The sequence below is a fragment of the Lentzea sp. NPDC060358 genome (assembly GCF_042725365.1).
GTDB lineage: Bacteria > Actinomycetota > Actinomycetes > Mycobacteriales > Pseudonocardiaceae > Lentzea.
In genome coordinates, this window is the sequence record NZ_JBHXCW010000378.1 from 1 (window position 1) to 4,963 (window position 4,963).

6 protein-coding genes and 1 riboswitch are annotated in these 4,963 nt (G+C 69.3%); of the genes, 2 read left to right on the forward strand and 4 right to left on the reverse strand.

Annotation, left to right across the window (positions count from 1 at the left end; all coding sequences use genetic code 11):
* Positions 1-16: 16 nt before the first annotated feature.
* Positions 17-1,273, reverse strand: coding sequence for a threonine synthase (gene thrC, locus ACFWGZ_RS39440; protein ID WP_382456702.1), 1,257 nt, complete (start codon positions 1,271-1,273; stop codon positions 17-19).
* An 11-nt stretch (positions 1,274-1,284) separates the two neighbouring features.
* A riboswitch (SAM riboswitch) is annotated at positions 1,285-1,417 on the reverse strand.
* A 78-nt stretch (positions 1,418-1,495) separates the two neighbouring features.
* Between thrC and holA the strand changes: the two genes are divergently transcribed.
* The gene (holA, locus tag ACFWGZ_RS39445; RefSeq protein ID WP_382456703.1) at positions 1,496-2,473 is read left to right on the forward strand and encodes a DNA polymerase III subunit delta; all 978 of its coding nucleotides are present in this window, start codon (positions 1,496-1,498) and stop codon (positions 2,471-2,473) included.
* 81 nt (positions 2,474-2,554) lie between these two features.
* Here the strand turns inward: holA and rpsT are convergent, their stop codons facing one another.
* From rpsT to ACFWGZ_RS39460, 3 genes are all read right to left on the reverse strand, one after another.
* Positions 2,555-2,821 (reverse strand): 30S ribosomal protein S20, encoded by a 267-nt coding sequence (rpsT, locus tag ACFWGZ_RS39450; protein ID WP_030468084.1) that lies wholly within the window; start codon positions 2,819-2,821, stop codon positions 2,555-2,557.
* A 210-nt stretch (positions 2,822-3,031) separates the two neighbouring features.
* The gene (locus tag ACFWGZ_RS39455) at positions 3,032-3,244 is read right to left on the reverse strand and encodes a hypothetical protein (protein ID WP_382456704.1); all 213 of its coding nucleotides are present in this window, start codon (positions 3,242-3,244) and stop codon (positions 3,032-3,034) included.
* Complete coding sequence (locus tag ACFWGZ_RS39460; RefSeq protein ID WP_382456705.1) at positions 3,244-4,143, reverse strand: SPFH domain-containing protein; 900 nt, start codon at positions 4,141-4,143, stop codon at positions 3,244-3,246. Before ACFWGZ_RS39460 ends, ACFWGZ_RS39455 begins: the two co-directional genes overlap by 1 nt.
* Positions 4,144-4,245: 102 nt before the next feature.
* On the opposite strand from ACFWGZ_RS39460, the gene ACFWGZ_RS39465 reads away from it, so the two are divergent.
* Complete coding sequence (locus ACFWGZ_RS39465; RefSeq protein ID WP_382456706.1) at positions 4,246-4,680, forward strand: NUDIX hydrolase; 435 nt, start codon at positions 4,246-4,248, stop codon at positions 4,678-4,680.
* Positions 4,681-4,963 lie beyond the last annotated feature (283 nt).

The window sequence follows — 4,963 nt, forward strand, 5'->3', positions numbered from 1 at the left end:
AGCCTGGAGGAGGTGGTTATCCCAGCGCCTTGATGACGGCCTCGGCCGACGGCGGGACCGTCGCGCGCGGGCCGATCGTGTCGCCGAGCGCGTCGAGGGTCTTGAGGCCGTCGCCGGTGATCAGCAGCACGGTCTCCGCGTCCGGGTCCAGCTGGCCCGACTCGATCAGCTTCTTCGCCGTCGCCACGGTTACGCCGCCGGCGGTCTCGGCGAAGATGCCCTCGGTGCGGGCGAGCAGCTTGATGCCCTCGACGACCTCTTCGTCGGTCACGTCCTCGATGGCGCCGCCGGTGCGGCGGACCGCGTCGAGCACGTACGGGCCGTCGGCGGGGGCGCCGATCGCGAGCGACCGGGCGATGGTGTCCGGGCGGACCGGGCGGATGACGTCGTGGCCCGCCTTGAACGCGGCGGAGATCGGGGAGCAGCCGGTGGCCTGCGCGCCGAACACCTTGTACGGCGTGGCTTCGACCAGGTCGAGCTGGCCGAGCTCGCGGAACGCCTTGTCGACCTTGGTGAGCTGCGAGCCGGAGGCGATGGGCACGACGATCTGGTCGGGCAGGCGCCAGCCGAGCTGCTCGGCGACCTCGTAGCCGAGCGTCTTCGAGCCTTCCGCGTAGTACGGGCGGACGTTGACGTTGACGAACGCCCAGTCCTCGTTCTCCGCGGCGAGCTCCTGGGCGAGGCGGTTGACGTCGTCGTAGTTGCCGTCGACGGCGATCAGGGCGCCTTCGTACACCGCGCTCATGAGGATCTTGGCGCGCTCGAGGTTGGAGGGGACGAGGACGACCGACTGCCAGCCCGCGCGGGCGGCGGCCGCGGCGACGGCGTTCGCCAGGTTGCCGGTCGACGGGCAGGCCAGCACCTTGAAGCCGAGCTCGCGGGCGGCGGCGAGTGCGACGCCGACCACGCGGTCCTTGAACGAGTGGGTGGGGTTGCCGGTGTCGTCCTTCACCCAGACCTTGCGGACGCCCAGCGCCTTGGCGAGGTTGTGCGCCTCGACCAGGCGGGTGCCGCCGGGGTCGGTGTTCGGGTGCTGGTCCACAGTGGACGGCACGGGGAGCAGGCCGCGGTAGCGCCAGATCGAGCGGGGGCCGGCTTCGATGTCCTCGCGCCGGATCTTCCCGAAGTCGTAGGCCACTTCCAGCGGCCCGAAACACTCCAGGCAGGCGTACTCCGGAGCGAGAGGAGTCTCATTACCGCACTCGCGGCACAGCAGCGCGCGGGCGGGGCCGAGGTCGAACTTGGTGCCCGTGGGCACGGAGACAGCAGTCATCGCGAGGTATCTCCTCATCTTTCCCGCGAAATCGAACGGGTCGGAATTGGCACCGTGATCGTCTGCGCGCAGTGGTGCACTGCTGCGTCGACGCCGGTTGCCGGGGCTTCTTCGGGCCGGTCCCTCTGCCCCTCTGGATGAGCGGTGTTCAGTTGTGCCCACCAAAGTACGGCACCGGTCCGCCGATCAGCCACCGACGTCCACGATCCGGGACGTGGGAGGATGCCGTCCGTGAGCGCACCGGAGTCACTGCACCTCGTCGTCGGCGAAGAGGAGTTGCTGGTCGAACGGGCGGTTCGAGCGGCGCTCGAGGCTGCGCGGACGGTCGATCCGACCGCGGACCTGACCCGCGTGCAGGTGACTGATCTCACCCCTCCCGAGCTGGCCGAACTGGTGAGCCCGTCGCTGTTCGCCGAGGGGCGCGTGATCGTCCTGCAGAACGCGCAGGACATCGGCAAGGAGATCGCCGACACCGTGCTCTCCTACGCCAAGGCGCCCGCGGACGGCGTGACGCTCGTCGTCGTGCACACCGGTGGCGGCCGCAGCAAGGCGGCGAAGGACCTGCCGGGGCAGTTGAAGAAGGCGGGCGCCGCCGTCACGGAGTGCCCCAAGGTCACCAAGTCCGGTGACCGCGAGGCGTTCGTGCGCAACGAGGTGCGGCAGGCGGGCGGCAAGATCGACCCGGAGGCCGTGGCCACGCTCATCGACGCGGTCGGCACGAACCTGCGCGAGCTGGCCGCCGCGGCGTCGCAGCTCGTGTCGGACACCGACGGCAAGGTCACGGTCGAGGAGATCCGCCGCTACCACCAGGGCAAGGCCGAGGTGACCGGGTTCGCGGTCGCGGAGAAGGCCGTCGTGGGCGATCGGGCGGGCGCGATGGAGGCGCTGCGCTGGGCCATGCAGCTGGGCGTCCCGCACGTGCTCGTGGCGGACGCGCTGGCCGATGCCGTGCGCACGGTCGCGCGCGTCTCCGCGGTCGGCAGGGCCGACCCGTTCAGCCTGGCGGGCCCGCTCGGCATGCCTCCGTGGAAGATCAAGAAGGCGCAGGCCCAGTCCCGCGGCTGGGACCAGTCGGGGCTGGCCGACGCGATGCAGGTGGTCGCGGGCCTCAACGCCGACGTGAAGGGCGTGGCGGCCGACGCCGACTACGCGCTGGAGCGCGCGGTGCTCAGGATCGTCGCGGCGCACGGTCGCCGCTGACCGCGGGGAGCACCGAAGCGAAAGGGCCCACTTCCCGGAGGAAGTGAGCCCTTTCGCAGAAGCTCGGATGAGCGTGCGGAATCAGCCCTCGAGCTGGTTCGCGCGCAGCGCCATCGCCGACTTCTTGTTGGCGGCCTGGTTGGCGTGGATGACGCCCTTGGTGGCGGCCTTGTCGAGCTTGCGGGACGCGTCCTGCAGCAGCTCCAGGGCCTTCGCCTTGTCACCGGCCTCGGCAGCCTCGCGGAACTTGCGGATGGCCGTCTTCAGGGACGACTTGACCGACTTGTTGCGCAGGCGCGCCTTCTCGTTGGTCTTGATCCGCTTGAGCTGGGACTTGATGTTCGCCATGCGACATCACCCTTCTTGTCGAAACCGGGGTTCGTGACGCGCTTCGTCGGCACCAGCCACAGCTCTGCTTCCACTGCGACCGGCTCTCCTCCACGGCGGAGTGCCGCGCGTTCACGACGAGGAAGGATATCAGGCCAGCTCAGCGCACCGCGAACGCACCCTCGTCCGCACCGGCCCGCCGTCGAACGGGGCCGAGCAGGAGGGGAGGACTCAGCCCTCGTCCGGTTCCGGTTTCTTCGGCGGGCGGCCGCGGCGAGGCATCTTCTTCGCCTCGCCGGGCAGCCGGCCCGCTTCGGCCAGCGCACGCCGCAGCAGGAACTCGATCTGCGCGTTGGTGCTGCGCAGCTCGTCGTTCGCCCACCTGCTCAGCGCGTCGTGCACGGCCGGGTCGAGCCTGAGCAGAACGCTCTTGCGATCAGCCATCAGGTGTAGAGCGACCCGGTGTTCACCACGGGCTGGGTGGACCGGTCACCGCACAGGACGACGAGCAGGTTCGAGACCATCGCCGCCTTGCGCTCCTCGTCGAGCTCGACGACGTCGTGGTCGGCGAGCCTCTCCAGCGCGAGCTCGACCATGCCGACAGCTCCCTCCACGATCCGCGTCCGGGCTGCGACGACCGCGCCCGCCTGCTGCCGCTGAAGCATGGCGTGTGCGATCTCCGGCGCGTACGCGAGGTGGGTGAGCCGGGACTCGATCACCTTCACGCCGGCGGACTGCACGCGCGCCGAGATCTCGATCGCGAGCGTCTCGGTGATCTCGTCCGCGTTCTCCCGCAACGAAAGCCCCGCCTCGTCGTGGTTGTCGTACGGGTAGCTCGTGGCGATGTGCCGCACCGCGGTCTCCGTCTGGATGGCGACGAACCGCACGAAGTCGTCGACCTCGAACCGAGCGCGCGCGGTGTCCTCGACCTGCCACACGACCACGGCGGCGATCTCGATCGGGTTGCCGTCCGCGTCGTTGACCTTCAACGTCTGCGTCTCGTGGTTGCGGATCCTGGTTGAGATCCTCTCGCGGGTGGTGAGCGGGTTCGCCCAGCGCAACCCGTCCGTGCGGACGGTGCCGACGTAGCGGCCGAGGAACTGCAGCACCCGCGCCTCACCGGGCGCGACGGTGAAGAGCCCCCGCATGATCAGCGCCGAAGCCAGGAACAGCAGGAGGCTGGTGATCATCGATCCCACCGGCGGCTCCTCGATCTCCACCGCCGTGCCGATCCCCTCGATGATCGTCCACAGCCCCACCGCGAACACCGCCAATCCCACGAAGAACATCGGCAGACCGGTCAGGTCCCGCGCGCGCTTCTCGCGGACAACCGGCGTGGGCATGTGGACCGTCGTTTCGATGGATGCGCTCATCCGACCCCCTAGCGAAGTAGTAGCTAAGTGATATCACTTTTTTCGCGGTGATCGCAAGTTACGCTGAGTCGCATGAGGGCGAAGAAGCAGCGTGTGGCCGCGTACGGGGTGTGCTTGAACGACGCCGGCGAGATCCTCCTGGCGCGCTGGCTCGGCCCGAACGGCAAGCGCTGGATCCTCCCCGGTGGCGGCATCGAGCACGGCGAGCACCCGTTCGACGCGGTCGTCCGGGAGTTCGAGGAGGAGACCGGCTTCGAGGTCGAGGTGCTGCGGCTGCTCGGCATCGACTCCGAGTTCCGCGAGGAGCCCGACCGCGACTACCACGCGCTGCGCATCATGTACGAGGTGCGCATCGTCGGGGGAGAGCTGCGCTACGAGGTGGACGGCACCACCGACTTCGCCCAGTGGTTCCCGCTCGCCGACGTCGGAACGCTCGATCGCGTGCCCTCGATCGACGCCGCCCTGGGCCTGTACCGGGACACCCCGCCGACGGGCATCCTGCGGTAGCTCTTGCGCGACGCTCACCGTCTTCTGCGACTCGCGTCCGGAAGTCCGGCCACCGACTTGTCGGGCGGTACTTACTCGTATGTGACGCGTGACTTCGATCCGCACGCGCGGTCCGGCAAGCCCGATGTCGCGGTCTCCGCACCCTGACGGCGACGTTTGCGCTGGTGGTCGTACGTTTCGCGGTCACCGGCACCCCCCGATTTGGAGATCGAAACAGGCCCGTGTAATGTTCTCCATGTCAGAGCGAAGCGGGCCGGAAATACCAACCGGAACGGGCCTGGCC

Excerpts from the sequence above, each read along its gene's own strand:
- thrC (WP_382456702.1), bottom strand. The coding sequence starts at position 1,273 with ATGACTGCTGTCTCCGTGCCCACGGGCACCAAGTTCGACCTCGGCCCC.
- holA (WP_382456703.1), top strand. The coding sequence starts at position 1,496 with ATGCCGTCCGTGAGCGCACCGGAGTCACTGCACCTCGTCGTCGGCGAA.
- rpsT (WP_030468084.1), bottom strand. The coding sequence starts at position 2,821 with ATGGCGAACATCAAGTCCCAGCTCAAGCGGATCAAGACCAACGAGAAG.
- ACFWGZ_RS39455 (WP_382456704.1), bottom strand. The coding sequence starts at position 3,244 with ATGGCTGATCGCAAGAGCGTTCTGCTCAGGCTCGACCCGGCCGTGCAC.
- ACFWGZ_RS39460 (WP_382456705.1), bottom strand. The coding sequence starts at position 4,143 with ATGCCCACGCCGGTTGTCCGCGAGAAGCGCGCGCGGGACCTGACCGGT.
- ACFWGZ_RS39465 (WP_382456706.1), top strand. The coding sequence starts at position 4,246 with ATGAGGGCGAAGAAGCAGCGTGTGGCCGCGTACGGGGTGTGCTTGAAC.